Below are 14,767 nucleotides of genomic sequence, written 5' to 3'. Positions count from 1 at the left end.
GCGGCCATCTTGGCAGACGGGCGGGCCGTCGCCGCTGCGCCCGGCTCGCGCCGCGCGGCGGGCGGCACGCGCGATCGCGCCAGGCTAGCGCCGCGCGCCGTCAGCCGGCGACGAGCTGCGTCGCGCCCCGGTCGGCGGCCTGCAGGTCGCCGGTCTCTCCCGCGAGGTGCGCGCGCCGGCCGATCACGAGCATGTAGAAGAGGAATGCGGCGAGCGCCACCGCCCCGATCGCGATCTTGGCCCACACCGGCAGCGGCGATGGAGTGACGAAGCCCTCGATGATGCCGGAGACGAGCAGCGACAGGGTCAGCCCGACCGCGACGGTGAACAGGGCGCGGCCCTCTTCCGCGAGGGCGCGGCCGCGGGTGCGCGGACCGGGGGCGACCCACGCCCAGAAGATGCGCAGGCCCGCCGCCGCGGCGACGAAGATCGAGGTGAGCTCGAGCAGCCCGTGCGGCAGCACGTAGGAGAAGAACACGTCGCCGCGGCCGTAGGCGAACATCGCGGCGGCGTCGACGCCGAGGTTCACGGCGTTCTGCAGCACGACGTACGGAACGTAGGCGCCGGTGATGCCGAAGGCGATGCACTGGGCGGCGATCCAGGCGTTGTTGGTCCACACCTGGCCGGTGAAGCTCGCCGCCGGGTTCTCGCTGTAGTAGTCGACGAAGTCGTGGTCGACGAGCTTCTTGAGATCCGCGCTCTGGCCGAGGGTGGCGAGCACGGCCGGGCTGGCGTCGACCCACCAGGCGAACAGCACCGCGATGAGGATCGTCGCGAACGCCACGGCGACGGTCACCCAGCGCAGCCGGTAGAGGGCCGCCGGCAGCTGCAGCACGAAGAACCGCGGGATCGCCTGCATCGGGTTGTCGGCCGCGCCCGTGAACCGCAGCCGCGCCCGGGCCAGCGCGATCGACAGCCGCTCGGCCGGCACCGACGGGCCCGCCGCCGAGGTCATGGCCGACAGCTGCGCCGACCCGGTCTGGAACAGCTCGATCAGCTCGTCGGCCTCGCGCCCGTCGAGGGTGCGCTTGCGGGCGAGCCACGCCAGGCGCTCCCACTCCCCGCTGTGGGCGGCCGTGAAGGCGTCGAGGTCCATTGTGCTTTGATGATAGCCATGGCGAGCCCGGCACCCCAGGCGTCTGTGGACGAGCTGATCACCGGTGAGGCGGTCGCGCTCTCGGTGCGGCCCGCCGGCTTCCTCCAGCGCTCGCTCAGCGGCCTGATCGACATCGCCGTCAGCGTCGCCGTGCTGCTGACGCTGTTCGCGCTGCTGGCGGCCGCCGCCCCCGTGCTCGACGAGGCCGCGCTGCAAGCGTTCGCCATCGTGATCGTGGTGGTCTCGCTCGTGCTGCTGCCGATCGCCGTCGAAGTGCTGAGCCACGGCCGCTCGCTCGGCCGGCTCGCCATCGGCGCCCGCATCGTGCGCGACGACGGCGGGGCCGCGGGCCTCCGGCACGCGTTCATCCGCGCGCTCACCGGCACCGTCGAGCTGTACCTGACGGTCGGCGGGCTCGCGGTGCTGGTCGCGATCCTGCACCCCCGCTCGAAGCGGCTGGGCGACATCCTCGCGGGCACCTATGCGCAGTACGAGCGGATGCCCCGCCTCTCCCCCGCCCTCATCCCGGTGCCGCCCCAGCTGGCCGGGTGGGCCGCCGTCGCCGACGTCGCCGCGCTGCCCGACGCGCTCGCGCGGCGCATCAGCGGGCATCTGGCGCATGCGGCGAGGCTCAGCCCGGAGGCGCGCGCCGGGCTCGGCGAGGAGCTGGCGCGGGAGGCATCCGTCTATGTCAGCCCGCTGCCGAACGTCGACGCGGCGACGTTCCTCGCCGGGGTGAGCGCGCTGCGCCGCGAGCGCGAGCTGCGCGCCCTCGACGCCGAGGCCCGGCGGCTGGCCGCCCTCACCCCGGCGCTCTCCCGCCGCCCCCACGCCTTCCCCGACCGGTAGCCGGGGGACGGGGCGGCCCTCCTCCCCTCCCGAGACGACCCGCGATGGGGTTATCCGGCGTCATACCGCCGCTTCGGGTCGCCTCGCCGTGCCGGTTCCCCGGCTGCACGGCGCCGCCCCGATCGATTCGTCGATAAGTGCTGTGAGGGCGTCCCCGGCGAACGAAAATCGACGAATCGACGCGAGACGCCGGCCCGAGCGCCGATCGATTCGTCGAATTGCGCTGCCGGGTGGCCTCCACAGAGCGAAAATCGACGAATCGGCGTCTGCCTCCGGCGGCGGCGCGCCAACAACCAGCTCAGTACCTGTAGTCGTCGCGCTTGTAGGGGCCCTCCTTGGGCACGCCGATGTAGGAGGCCTGCTCGTCGGTCAGCTCGGTCAGTTCGACGCCGAGGGCGGGCAGGTGCAGCCGGGCCACCTTCTCGTCGAGCACCTTCGGCAGCGTGTAGACCGCGGTCGGGTACTGCTCGGGCTTGGTGTACAGCTCGATCTGCGCCAGCACCTGGTTCGAGAACGAGTTCGACATGACGAACGACGGATGCCCCGTCGCATTGCCCAGGTTCATGAGCCGCCCCTCCGACAGCACGAGGATGCTGCGGCCGTTCGGCAGCCGGTACTCGTGCACCTGCGGCTTGATCTGCACTTTCTCCACGCCGGGCAGCGCCTCGAGGCCGGCGATGTCGAGCTCGTCGTCGAAGTGCCCGACGTTGGCGACGATCGCGAGGTGCTTGAGCTTCAGCATCTGCTCGACGGTGAGCACGCGGGTGTTGCCGGTGCAGGAGATGAAGATGTCGACCTGGTCGGCGACGGAGTCGAAGCGGGCGACCTGGAATCCGTCCATCGCCGCCTGCAGCGCGTTGATCGGGTCGACCTCGCTCACGATGACGCGCGCGCCCTGGCCGGCCAGCGCCTCGGCGGCGCCCTTGCCCACGTCGCCGTACCCGGCGACGAAGGCGACCTTGCCGCCGATCAGCACGTCGGTGGCCCGGTTCAGCCCGTCGATGGCCGAGTGGCGGATGCCGTACTTGTTGTCGAACTTCGACTTGGTCACCGAGTCGTTGACGTTGATCGCGGGGAACAGCAGGCGGCCCTCGCGCTCGAGCTCGTAGAGGCGGTGCACACCGGTCGTCGTCTCCTCGGTGACGCCCCGGAGCTCGGCGGCGATGCGGGTGAAGCGCTGCGGGTCGGCGGCGAGGGAGTCGCGCAGCCGGTCGAGGATCACCCGGTACTCGCGGCTGGCCCCCTCCGGCGCATCCGGCACCGCGCCCTCCTTCTCGAAGCGGTGGCCGAGGTGAACCAGCAGGGTGGCGTCGCCGCCGTCGTCGAGGATCATGTTGGGCCCGGTCCAGTCGGCGCCGGCCGCGGCGGCCTCGGCCGACCAGTCGAAGATCCGGTCGGTGCACCACCAGTACTCCTCGAGGCTCTCGCCCTTCCAGGCGAAGACCGGGACGCCCCGCGGTTCGGCGACGGTGCCGTCGGGGCCGACGACGACGGCCGCGGCCGCCTCGTCCTGGGTGGAGAAGATGTTGCAGCTGGCCCAGCGCACCTGCGCGCCGAGGGCGGTGAGGGTCTCGATGAGCACGGCGGTCTGCACCGTCATGTGCAGGCTGCCGGCGATGCGCGCGCCCGCGAGCGGCTTGCTGTCGCCGAACTCGGCGCGCAGGGCCATCAGGCCGGGCATCTCGTTCTCCGCGAGGCGGAGCTGGTGGCGGCCGGCCTCGGCGAGGGCGGGGTCGGCGATCTTGAAGGGAACGGCCGTGGTCTGAGCGGCGATGGTCATGGCGCCATTCTGGCCCCGGCGCCCCGGCTTGTCAGTAGCGGCGTTTCAGCACCGGCGTTTCGCGCCGGGGCCGGCAGCCCGGCGCGCTCAGCCCGCCTGGCCGAGCGCCTGATGCCGCACGACCTGCCAGCCCTGCGGCACCGACAGGCGGTCGGCGTGCTCGGCGCACAGGTCGTAGCCGTGCGGGGCGCGGGCCGGGGCGAGGGGCCCGATGACCACCATGGAGTCGGCGTAGTCGTAGGTGAGCGTCGCGACCGCCTCACGCCGGCAGGAGGCCTTCGAGCAGATCCGGTCCATCGCGCTCCAGCCTACGCCCCGCCCTCGGGCGCGCCGGGACGTAGGATGCGAGACATGCCCCGATCTCGCCGCCGCCAGGCGGAACCCGCGAGGCCCGTGACGCGGCGCAACCGCCACGGACGAGGAGTGCGCGGTCCGGTGACCGGCCCGCACCTTCCGCTGCTGCAGGGCCGCATCGACTTCTTCGAGATGTCGGTCGCCTCCTGCGCCGACTACCTCAAGGGGCTGTGGCCGCAGGAGCTCGGCGACGTGCGCTTCGAGATCGCCTCGGCTCCGGCCGGGGCGCTCGGCCCCGACGAGGTCGAGCGCTGGGCCGTCGACCACGCGCGGCGCCGCATCACGCTCTTCCGCGTGCCGATCGAGCGGCTCTCGAAGCTGCACCGCAACGACGACGTGCACCGCCGGCTCGTGATCGAGAACTGCGTGTTCCGGGCGGTGGCCGAGTACCTCGGCAAAGACCCGTGGGAGCTCGCGCCGGAGCGCTACCGCCACTTCTGAGCCGCCGGATGCGGCATCCGTCGTCTACTGCGTGTAGACGTCGAGCGGGCTCGCGTTCGCGCCCGGCGGAGCGATGGTGTAGCTCGCGGCCAGCCCGTCGCCGCGATAGCCGACGGATGCGTACACGCCGTGCGCATCCGCCACGGTGATCACCCCGGCCTTGGTGATGGGCACGCCGACGGATGCGCCGGCCCCGACCGCCACCTTCTTGCCGCCGCCGGCCCCGCCCAGCGTCAGGGAGACCGCCGAGCGGCCGGGGTTCATCAGGTGCAGCACGCCGCTCGGCCCGTGCGCGACCGGGATCGCGACCGCGCCGCTGAGCGTGCGCGCCGCGGCGTACCACGCGAAATCGGTGCCGCTGCTGCCGACGATCGTCGACTTCGCCGACCCGACGACGGGCACCGAGCTGTCGACCGTGATGGTGTAGGTGCCGTCCCCCAGGCCGGTGATCGGGACCTCCGAGACCACGCCCGGATCGAGCGTCACCGTGCGCGGGTTCACCCCGCCCTTGCTGCCCTGCTCGGCGCGCGTCGAGACGGTGATCTTGGCGCTCTTCGACCCGGGCACGTAGACGCGCAGCACGAGGGCAGAGCTGTCGTCATCGGATGCGGCCTGCGTCTGCGCCGCCGCACTCGAGGCCACCCCGGGGATCACCAGGTGCGTCGACGGCGACGCGGTGACGCCCGCCACCTCGACGCCCTGCGGGGTGACGCCGGCGACGGAGCTCTGCTGCAGATCGGCGACGACCGTGCCGCCGTGGCTCGTCACATGGATCACGGTCGCGCTGGCGTCGGGCGCGATGCCCGCGAGCGAGACGACCTTCTGCGAGTGCGGCTGCACCAGGATGCCCTGGGTGCCCGGAGCATCCAGGTGACCGCTCTCGGAGTACACGTCGAGGTCGACGTTCGCCGCCACCGCGTTGGGGTTGGTCAGCAGCACGAGCCCGGTCTCGCCGAGGCTGGCCGAACCGGCGGACAGCCACGAGTCGGCCACGGGCTCCGGGCACAGCGCGGCCGCGATGCCGTTCACCTCGGAGCCGGCGTTGCGCTCGGACTGCGCGGCGGCGATCAGCGGCGCGGAGCTCGCACCCTTCTTGGCCGGGACCGAGTAGGCGATCGGGTCGTTGCCGGTGCCGGAGACGTCGGACGCCTTCAGCTGCGTCGGCGAGCCGAGCGCGCTCGAGCCGCCCGCGGTCGTCGCAGCCTGGCCGATCGTGGACAGCGACGTCGCGGTGCCGCCCGTGGCGAGGGACAGCAGGCCGCCGGGGCATGCGGCCTGCGCGTCGGCCGGAACCGGGGTGACGTGCGCGGGCCGGTCGGCCGCGGTCGTGTCGGCGATCGGCACGGTGAACGCGGCGCCGACGAGGGCGGCGGAGGCGGCCAGGCCGATGACGCCGACGGCGGCGCGTCCGCCGATGGTGGTGAGGGCTCGTGCGGTCATCGGATCTCGGATTCCTCGGCGTCGTAATCGGGCGCGACCCCGGCGTAGGCGGGCTCGAGCTCTTCCGGCGACAGGGCCGGCTCGTCGATCGGTTCGTCGGCGATCGGGGTCTCGGCGGGATCCGCCGGTTCCGTCCCGGGGTCGTCTTCCGTCTTCGACCGCGGCATGCGGCCGAGGCCGCGCCCCTGCGCCTCGCCGAGCCTGCCGGTGGGCACCGAGAGCAGCACGGCGGCCCCGAACACCACGATCAGCATCAGCCGCACGAGCGGCGCCTGCCATCCGCCGGCCGCGGCGGGGATCTGCGCCGACGGCACGTCCTCCGCCGTGCTCCACAGCGTGCCGGTCGTGGTCGTGCCGACCTCGACGAACAAGGGGTTCGCGTTGAGGGCGACCGCGGCGCGGCGGGCGAGTGCTGCCGGCGCATCCCCCGTGCCCGACTCGACGAACACGAACGAGATGCCGTAGTGCTTCAGCGCGCTGTCGGCGTCGTAGCCGCCGAGCGAGGCGAGGTTCGCCGCGAGGGTGGCGAGCCTGCCGTCGTCGGCGCCGCCGTCGGTGTTCGTCGAGGCGAGGGTGCTCTGCCCGATCAGGGTGGTCCCCGTGCCGTGCACCACGCTCGCGGTCAGGGCGCCGTCGCCGATCGGCGAGATGACGAGCGTGGCCATGCGCGGGTCCTGCCCGGCGGAGGCCATGACGTAGGCGGGCAGCTGTCCGGCCTCGCCCGCGGTGACCGCGGCGCGGCCGAGGGAGGAGCTGAGCGACAGCGGCACGATCGCCACGAGCACGGCGACGGCGGCCACCCACGCGGGCGCGGAGGAGAACCGGCCGAGCGAGACCAGCGCGAGGCACGCGGCGCTGATCAGCCCGAGCCAGTACAGGCTGAGCCCCGACCCGGTCCACAGCGAGACCGTCTCGGCACCGCTGTGCTGGAGGGCGACGTGGGAGGCGACGAGCGCGGTGGCCAGCCCCAGCAGGGCGCCGAAGACGGCGGCCGCGGCGCGCAGCGTGCCGCGCAGGAACAGCGCGACGAGCGCGAGCACGACGATCGGCGCGATCAGCACGGCGAGCAGTGTGGTGCTCGCCCCGTCGGACCAGCCGAGCGCCTCCCCGAGCTCGTGCCAGCCGCCGTCCGTTCCGCCCGGGAAGCCGAGCAGCAGCTGCCACACGGCGGACTTCGAGCCGGCGACGGGCACGCCCGGGTCGGCGAAGATGCGCAGCGGATGCCCCGCGCCGATCTGCACCAGGGCGAGCGGCAGGAACAGCGCGACCGTCGGGATCGGCACGGCCAGCGCGCGCACGGCGCCGCGGCCGCTGACCGCGGTCCACACGAGCCACGCCGCCGCGAGTGCCGGGATGAGGGACGGCGTACACGCGGCGACGGCGGCCGCGAGCAGCGATGCGGCCCCGGCCCCGGCCCAGGACCGGCGGGCCGCGACGCAGGCGAGCATCAGCCACGGCAGCAGCACGTGGGCGAGCACGGCGGCCGGTCGGCCGGCGGCGAGCGCGGCCAGGAGCGGCGGCGCGAACGCCCAGGCGAGGGCGAAGACGGCGCGCAGGCCGCCGCGGTAGGTGAGCCGCGCCGCCAGCAGCCAGGCGCCGAGCGCCGCGAGCGGCATGGCCCCGAACCAGAGCAGCACGAGCGACAGCGACGGGTTCCAGAAGGTCAGCGAGCCGAGCACGGCGAGCACCGCGTTGAACGGGTCGCTCGGGCCGGCGAATCCGACGCCCACGTCGCGCCAGCCCCAGCCGATGCCGCTCCACAGGGCGCTCACCGAGTCGGGCAGCGGCAGCAGGCCGCCGCCGCCGATCGCGTCGGCGCCGAGCAGCCTGGCCTGAAGGGCGACGGATGCGACGAGCGCGGCCAGCACGACCCATCCGCCGCCCGTGCCGAAGAAGTCGATGTCGTGCCGCTCGCCGCCCATGGCCGTGATCGCGGCCTCGCGGGCCAGGGCGCGCCGGCGGCGCACCTCGCCGACGGGCACGCGCAGCGGCGCGATCGCCGACCAGCCGACGCGGCGGGCCAACTTCAGCCGCCGCCTGGCCTCGCCGATGCCGCCGGCGCCGAATGCGACCGCGAACGCGGCCGCCAGCTCGCCGCCGATGGCACCCGGCTGCTTGGCCAGCAGCCAGCCGAGCGACCGCAGCACGGCCAGCGGCACGAGCGACAGCCAGTGCACGACCAGCGCCCAGCCGGGCGCGTAGGCGAGTCGGCGGTGCAGCTGGGCCGCGCGGCGGGCGCGGAAGCCCACCTTCATCGCGCCGGTGCGCCGGGAGATGCGGGGGCCGACGATGCCGTCGCCGGCGAAGGCGACGCGGGCGTCGGGGGCGACCACCACGCGGTGGCCCGCGAGCCTCGCGCGCACGCAGAAGTCGAGGCCGCCGTCCACGACGGGCAGGCCCTCGTCGAGGCCGCCGACCTGGTTCCACACGGTGTGCCGCACGAGCATCCCCGCCTCGGGAACGCCGAGCACGTCGGACAGGCCGTCGTGCTGCGCCTGGTCGAGCTCGTCCTCGACGATCGGCACCGTGGCGCCGAAGCGGGTCATGGAGACGCCGAACTGGCGCAGGAAGGAGCGGTCCTCCCAGTCGACGATCTTGGGGCCGGCGACGGCGACCGACGGGGAGACCTCGACCATCGCGAGCAGGTGCTCGAGCGCGGCGGGCTCCGGTGCGGTGTCCTGGGCGAGCAGCCACAGCCACTCCCCCTCGCTGCTGGGCGGCTCGATGGCGCGCACGGCGGCGGCGGTGGCGGCGGCGAAGGAGAGCTTCTCCTTCGTGGCCAGGTACTGGGTGGGGCGGAATGCCGAGATCGCGGGGTCGGCGTCGCCGGTCGACGCCACGTCGATGACGACGACGGAGTCGGGGCGGCGGGTCTGTGCAGCCAGGGAGTCCAGTGTGCGCTGCACATGCGTCGACCCGCTGCGGACGACGAGGATGGCGGTGACTCTCTGAAGCATCGCGGTAAGCCTAGGTAACGGGCGCCGCGAGGCCGGGAGCGACATACCCGGCCGGGAAATCGGCCCCCGTCAGCCCGCGCGCTTGCGCAGCTTGCGGCGCTCGCGCTCGGACAGGCCGCCCCAGATGCCGAAGCGCTCGTCGTTCTGCAGCGCGTACTCGAGGCACTGGGCGCGCACCTCGCACGACGCGCAGATCTTCTTCGCGTCGCGGGTCGAGCCGCCCTTCTCGGGGAAGAACGCCTCAGGATCGGTCTGTGCGCACAGCGCGTCGGTCTGCCACGCGAGTGCGTTCTCGTCGTCGTCCTCCGTCGCCTGGCGGACGCCGGGCACGCCGAGGCGCACCGGGTCGACGAACCAGTCGTCGGGCACCGCGGAGCGATAGCCATCGGTCATATCGGACTCCCCTTTCCCCTCGGGCTGCGTGGACGCAGCCCCCTGTCTGACGGTGCCGCGCGTCATGCGCTTGACCAATTACACCCGTGTAATTCGCTCCGCGTCAAGTCGCGAATGTTAGGCCTTCGACCCCTGCTTGAAGGTCCCGGGCGTGTCGGCGTGTCGCGGCGGCGCCCCTCACGCGCCCTGCAGGACCGCGCCCGCGGTGGCGAGGAACAGCTCGCCGGCGCCCGCGATGCCGAGCGCCCCCTCCTCCGGCGTGATGTACACCGCCTGTCCGCGCTCGAGCAGGTGCGAGCCGGTCGCCCCGGTGAGCGTCAGCCGGCCGGCCGCGGCGAAGGCGACGGCGGGGGCGGCCAGCTCGAACGGGAGGCGGACGGCCGGGGCATCCGTCTCGCGCACGACGTGCACGAGCTGGAAGTCGGGCACGTCGGGGCGGAACAGCCGGGCGCCGTCGCCGAGCGGGGCGGGCTCGAGCAGCGGCGCGGGCAGCGGGGTGAACTCGAGCACGCGCAGCAGCTCGGGCACGTCGACGTGCTTGGGGGTGAGGCCGCCGCGCAGCACGTTGTCGCTGGCCGCCATCAGTTCGATGCCGAGCCCGCGCAGGTAGGCGTGGATGTTGCCCGCCGGCAGGTACAGCGCCTGCCCGCGGGTGAGCCGCACCTGGTTCAGCAGCAGCGACAGCACGACGCCCGGGTCGCCGGGGAATGCGTCGTCGAGGGTGATCACGGTCGCGAAGTGCCACAGCGCCGGGTCAAGCGCGTCGACCTCGCGGAAGTCGTCGGCGCCGCGCTCGGCGAGCAGCAGCCGGGCGGCGTGCACCGCCTCGGCGACGAGGGCGGCCACGTCCCCGCCGCCGGCGAGCAGCCAGGCGACCGCGTCGCGCAGCGCCTCGACCTCGTCGGCGGGCTGGGCCAGCCGACCCTGGAACGCGCCGAGCGCCGCCGACGGCTCCCCCGACTCCTGCGCCGCCGACACGAGCGCGGCCACGTCGGAGACGGCCTGCGCCCGGGGGCGGAAGCCGCACAGCGCGTCGAAGGTCTCGCTGAGGGCCACGATTATCTCGGGCTTGTGGAACGGGTCCTTGTAGTTGCGGTGCGGGGCATCGAGCGGCACGCCCGCCGCGTTCTCCCGCTCGAAGCCGGCGGCCGCCTGCTCCGGCGACGGGTGCGCCTGCAGGGAGAGCGGCGAGCGGGCCGCGAGCACCTTGAGCAGGAACGGCAGGTGCGGCTCCCGCCCCGCCCGGCGATCGGCGTCGGCGAGCGCGGGCCCGAGCGCGCGCTCCGGCTCGGCGCGGATCCACGCGGCGAGATCGGATGCCCCGGGCACGGGGTCGACCAGCCGCGCCGGCGAGCCGGGGTGGGCGCCCAGCCACAGCTCCGCCTCCGGCGCGCCGGAGGGCGCGAGGCCGCGCAGCCCGGCGATCGCGGTCGTCGACCCCCAGGGGTAGTCGCGGGGGGTGTTGTCGATCCGCACAAACATCCGGCGCTCTCCCGTCGCTTTCTTGCTAGCCGAGCCACACCACGCTACCAACGGCCCGCGCGGCGCCCGTAGCCTGATCCGCGTCCCACCCGCATGTCGCAACGGAGCACATATGACCATCGCAGCCCCGACCGTCTTCGAGCCCCTCGTCTCCGATTTCTACGGATTCGCCGACGACCTGAGCGACGACGAGAAGCGGGCCCTCGCCGAACTGCGCGCCTACCTCGAGGCGGAGGTGAAGCCGCTCGTCACCCGGCACTGGGAGGCCGCGACCTTCCCCCGCGAGATCGTCCCCGGGCTGCACGAGCGGGGTGTCGCGAGCTTCGCCTGGGAGGAGACCCGGCCGTTCCCGAACTCGGCCGTCTTCCGCGGCTTCGCCGCCCTCGAGCTCGCCCGGGTCGACGCATCCGTCGCCACCTACGTCGGCGTGCAGAACGGCCTGGCCGCCGGATCGGTGGCCGCGTGCGGCAGCCCCGAGCAGCGCGCGCACTGGCTGCCGAAGCTCGCGAGCGGCGAGGTGATCGGCTCGTTCGGGTTGACCGAGCCGCTGTCCGGCTCCGACTCCGCCCAGGGCCTGCGCACGACCGCCCGCCGCGAGGGCGACCGGTGGGTGCTGAACGGCGCGAAGCGCTGGATCGGCAACGCGACCTGGGGCGACATCACCGTCATCTGGGCCAAGGACGAGGCCGACGGCCAGGTCAAGGGCTTCATCGTGCCGAATTCCACCCCGGGGTTCACCGCCACCAAGATCGAGAACAAGCAGAGCCTGCGCATTGTGCAGAACGCGGACATCGTGCTCGAGGACGTGGTCGTGCCCGACGAGTACAAGCTCGCGAACGCGAACAGCTTCAAAGACACGGCCCGCGTGCTGCGGGCCACCCGCGCCGAGGTGGCGTGGGAGGCGGTCGGGGTCGCCATCGGCGCCTACGAGGCGGCGCTGAAGTACACGAAGGAGCGCGTGCAGTTCGGCAAGCCGATCGCGGGCCACCAGCTCATCCAGGATCTGCTGGTCAAGTCGCTCGGCAACATCACCGCCTCGCTCGCGCTCGTCGTGCAGGTCTCCAAGATGCTCGACAAGGGCGCCCAGCGCGACGAGCACTCGGCGCTCGCGAAGTCGTACACGACGGCACGGATGCGCGAGGTGGTCGGCTGGTGCCGTGAGGCGCTCGGCGGCAACGGCATCGTGCTCGACTACGACGTGGCGCGCTTCTTCGCCGACGCCGAGGCGATCTACTCCTACGAGGGCACCCGGGAGATGAACACCCTCATCGTCGGCCGCGCCATCACCGGCCAGGCAGCCTTCGTATGACCGGTTGCTGAGAGGCGCACCGATACCCTTAGGCGCATGAGGATTCCGGGGCGACGGCTGCATCCCGCGGCGGGCGCGCTGGCCACCCTGACCTTCTTCACCCTGTTCGCCGGGGACTTCTGGCGCGACCTGATCGGGTGGCCCGCCTACCTCGCCCTCGCCGGCGCCCTCGCGCTCGGCAACGCGGCCTGGCTGATCGCCGCCCGCCCCCGGCTGCCGCCGCGCAAGTGGCCGAAATCGCTGCTGCTGTTCGTCGCGCTCGCGGCCGCGGCGATCGCCTGGTCGCACTACACCGACGGCGGGTCTCGCGACCACGGCGTCGTCGCGCTCGGGCTGCTGGCGCTGCTCGCCGCCGGCACGGCCGGGCTCGTGGGCGGGCTGCTGCTCGGCCTGGACGGGCTGCTGCGGGTGCTCGGCTGGGCGCTGCGCCTGGTCACCGGCCTCTCGCTCGGCTTCGAGCTCGTCGTGGCGCTCCTCGTGCGCCACCCCGTGCTGCCGCTCGCGCGCGTGCCCGGCGTCGACTACTCCGGCCACGTGCCGCAGGCCTACTACTGGAGCCGGGACGACCTGCTCCACGGCGGCGCGATCCAGGGCATCGTCGGCAACGCGGACCTGCTCGCGATGTGCGCGCTCCTCGCGCTGATCGTGACGGCGCTGCAGCTGGCCGCCCGGCAGTCCACCCCGCCGGTCGGCTGGTTCTGGATCGCCGTCGCCGCCGTCGACCTCGTGCTGGCCCGCTCGGCGACGGTCACCGTCGCCGCCGTCGGCACGGCGGTCGTGCTCGGCTTCGCGCTGTGGGCGAGGCGCCGCGACGAGGCCAGGCGGGCACCCATCTACCTCACCGCGCTGCTGCTTCTCGCGGCATCCGTCGCGGGGGTGCTCACCGGGTGGCAGGTGTTCACCTCCGCGCTCGGCAAGGAGCCCGACCTCACCGGCCGCACCGACATCTGGCAGTCCGTGATCGGGCTCGCGCAGCAGCACCCGGTCTTCGGCTGGGGCTGGCTCGGCTACTGGGCGCCCTGGGTGGAGCCGCTCGACGGGCTCGCGGTGCGCGGCGGGGTCGAGTACCTGCAGGCGCACGAGGCGTGGCTCGACGTGTGGCTGCAGCTCGGCGCCGTCGGGGTCGTGGTGTTCGGATGCCTCGTGCTTTCGACCCTCGTACGCGCCTGGTTCCTCGCCGTCGACCGCCCCGCCTCGCCGCCCGGAGCGCCGGTGCCGCCCTTCGCCGCGGTCACGCTGCTGCCGCTGCTCGTGCTCTCGGCCCAGCTCGTGCAGTCGCTGGCGGAGAGCCGGATGCTGATCGAGAGCGGCTGGGCGCTGCTCGTGGCCTGGTCGGTCGCCACGAAGGCGGCCCGCCCGTGACCTCCGCGGGCCGGTGGCGGGCGTTCGACGAGCCGCTGCGCGCGCTGTTCGAGTCGGGGCGGCTGTCCAACGCGCTGTCCCTGACCATCGTCGGCACCGCGTTCACCACCTTCGCGCTGCTGAAGCTGATGGGCTGGCCGGGCCTCATCGGCGTGCTCGGCACCCTCGTGGTGCTCTCGGTCGCCTCCTTCGCCGCGCACCGGGCCGCCATCGAATGGCAGGGGCTGCTGCCGATCTCGCTACTCGTGTTCGTGATCTGGTCGGCCCTGAGCACGGCCTGGAGCTCCGACCCGGGCACGACGCTCGCGTCGGCGCTGTACCAGTGGTCGTGGGCGTTCCTCGGTATCTACCTCGCCCTCGTGCGCGACACGATCCAGGTGGTGCGCGTCGTCGGCGACGTGCTGCGCTTCCTGCTCACCCTCTCGCTCGCGCTCGAGGTGCTGAGCGGGCTGCTCATCGACATGCCCATCGCGTTCCTCGGCATCGAGGGGAACATCGCGCACCTGGGCCCCATCCAGGGCCTGTTCGGCAGCCGCAACGCGCTCGCCCTCGTCTCGGTGATCGCCCTGGTCACCTTCTTCGTCGAGTGGCGCACCCGCTCGGTGACCCGCGGCCGGGCGGCGTACTCGCTGCCGCTGGCGGTCATCTGCCTGCTGCTCACCCGCTCCCCCGTGGCCGCCGTCGTGATCGTGGTCGTGGTCGCCGCCGCGCTCGCGCTCAGCCTGCTGCGCGGGGTGGCCGACGAGCGGCGGAGGTTCAGCTGGCAGGTGACGCTCGCCGTCGCATCCGTCGTCGTCGGGATCGTCGCGTGGGCGCTGCGCGACCCGATCATCGCCGCCCTCGACGCGGGCCATGCGCTGAACGTGCGGCACGCCCTGTGGATCCGGATGTGGGACCTCACCAAGGTGCATCCGCTGATCGGGTGGGGCTGGGCCGGCATCTGGCGCGACGACCAGGCGCCGTTCGTGATCGCCGACCTGCTCGTCGGCGGCGAGCATCAGAACGGCCTGAACGCGTACCTCGACGTGCTGCTGCAGCTGGGCGCGGCGGGGCTGCTGCTGTTCGGGGTGCTCGTCGTGCTCGCCCTCGGGCGCAGCTGGCTGATCGCGTCGAACAAGCGCAGCGTCATCCACACCTGGGCGCCGCTCGTGCTGATCGCGCTGCTGGCCACGAGCGCGACCGAGTCGGTGACGCTGGTCGACTACGGATGGCTCCTGCTGGTGGTCTGCACGGTCAAGGCGTCGCAGAACATGAGCTGGCGCAACGCCCTGCCGCACGCGCCGGCCGGGCCGGCCCTGCGCTGA

The 14,767-nt window shown here is 73.4% G+C and carries 12 protein-coding genes; 5 read left to right on the top strand and 7 right to left on the bottom strand.

The genetic code is table 11. The annotated features are described in order from the left end of the window. Positions 1-100: 100 nt before the first annotated feature. Positions 101-1,096: a stage II sporulation protein M gene (locus tag H563_RS0105390; RefSeq protein WP_022881582.1), complete on the bottom strand. Its 996-nt coding sequence runs from the start codon at positions 1,094-1,096 to the stop codon at positions 101-103. An 18-nt stretch (positions 1,097-1,114) separates the two neighbouring features. On the opposite strand from H563_RS0105390, the gene H563_RS0105385 reads away from it, so the two are divergent. Beyond that, the gene (locus tag H563_RS0105385; RefSeq protein ID WP_027479131.1) at positions 1,115-1,945 is read left to right on the top strand and encodes an RDD family protein; all 831 of its coding nucleotides are present in this window, start codon (positions 1,115-1,117) and stop codon (positions 1,943-1,945) included. Between the two features lie 298 nt (positions 1,946-2,243). Here H563_RS0105385 and ahcY read toward each other — a convergent pair whose 3' ends face one another. Next, complete coding sequence (gene ahcY / locus H563_RS0105380; RefSeq protein ID WP_022881580.1) at positions 2,244-3,725, bottom strand: adenosylhomocysteinase; 1,482 nt, start codon at positions 3,723-3,725, stop codon at positions 2,244-2,246. An 87-nt stretch (positions 3,726-3,812) separates the two neighbouring features. Next, the gene (locus H563_RS0105375) at positions 3,813-4,022 is read right to left on the bottom strand and encodes a DUF3499 family protein (protein WP_022881579.1); all 210 of its coding nucleotides are present in this window, start codon (positions 4,020-4,022) and stop codon (positions 3,813-3,815) included. Positions 4,023-4,076: 54 nt separating this feature from the next. On the opposite strand from H563_RS0105375, the gene H563_RS0105370 reads away from it, so the two are divergent. Then, positions 4,077-4,520, top strand: a complete 444-nt coding sequence (locus H563_RS0105370) for a metallopeptidase family protein (protein WP_027479130.1) — start codon at positions 4,077-4,079, stop codon at positions 4,518-4,520. Between the two features lie 24 nt (positions 4,521-4,544). Here H563_RS0105370 and H563_RS15200 read toward each other — a convergent pair whose 3' ends face one another. The 4 genes from H563_RS15200 to manA form a co-directional block, all read right to left on the bottom strand. Beyond that, positions 4,545-5,960, bottom strand: a complete 1,416-nt coding sequence (locus H563_RS15200; RefSeq protein ID WP_022881577.1) for a DUF5719 family protein — start codon at positions 5,958-5,960, stop codon at positions 4,545-4,547. Further along, positions 5,957-8,917 carry a glycosyltransferase family 2 protein gene (locus H563_RS15195; protein ID WP_022881576.1) on the bottom strand — a complete coding sequence of 987 codons (2,961 nt, stop codon included), beginning with the start codon at positions 8,915-8,917 and terminating at the stop codon, positions 5,957-5,959. The genes H563_RS15200 and H563_RS15195 overlap by 4 nt, the downstream gene beginning before the upstream one ends. Before the next feature lie 69 nt (positions 8,918-8,986). Next, complete coding sequence (locus H563_RS0105355) at positions 8,987-9,310, bottom strand: WhiB family transcriptional regulator (protein ID WP_022881575.1); 324 nt, start codon at positions 9,308-9,310, stop codon at positions 8,987-8,989. Positions 9,311-9,487: 177 nt separating this feature from the next. Further along, complete coding sequence (gene manA / locus H563_RS0105350) at positions 9,488-10,792, bottom strand: mannose-6-phosphate isomerase, class I (protein ID WP_022881574.1); 1,305 nt, start codon at positions 10,790-10,792, stop codon at positions 9,488-9,490. Between the two features lie 112 nt (positions 10,793-10,904). On the opposite strand from manA, the gene H563_RS0105345 reads away from it, so the two are divergent. From H563_RS0105345 to H563_RS0105335, 3 genes are read left to right on the top strand one after another with little or no spacing between them, the layout of a single operon-like run. Beyond that, positions 10,905-12,101, top strand: coding sequence for an acyl-CoA dehydrogenase family protein (locus H563_RS0105345; protein ID WP_022881573.1), 1,197 nt, complete (start codon positions 10,905-10,907; stop codon positions 12,099-12,101). A 36-nt stretch (positions 12,102-12,137) separates the two neighbouring features. Further along, positions 12,138-13,463, top strand: coding sequence for an O-antigen ligase family protein (locus H563_RS0105340; RefSeq protein WP_022881572.1), 1,326 nt, complete (start codon positions 12,138-12,140; stop codon positions 13,461-13,463). After that, positions 13,460-14,767: an O-antigen ligase family protein gene (locus tag H563_RS0105335; RefSeq protein WP_022881571.1), complete on the top strand. Its 1,308-nt coding sequence runs from the start codon at positions 13,460-13,462 to the stop codon at positions 14,765-14,767. Before H563_RS0105340 ends, H563_RS0105335 begins: the two co-directional genes overlap by 4 nt.

The sequence above is a fragment of the Gryllotalpicola ginsengisoli DSM 22003 genome (assembly GCF_000419445.1).
Classification (GTDB): Bacteria; Actinomycetota; Actinomycetes; order Actinomycetales; family Microbacteriaceae; genus Gryllotalpicola; species Gryllotalpicola ginsengisoli.
Note: the sequence above shows the minus strand (reverse complement) of the source record. Positions and strands in the feature narration are given on the sequence as shown.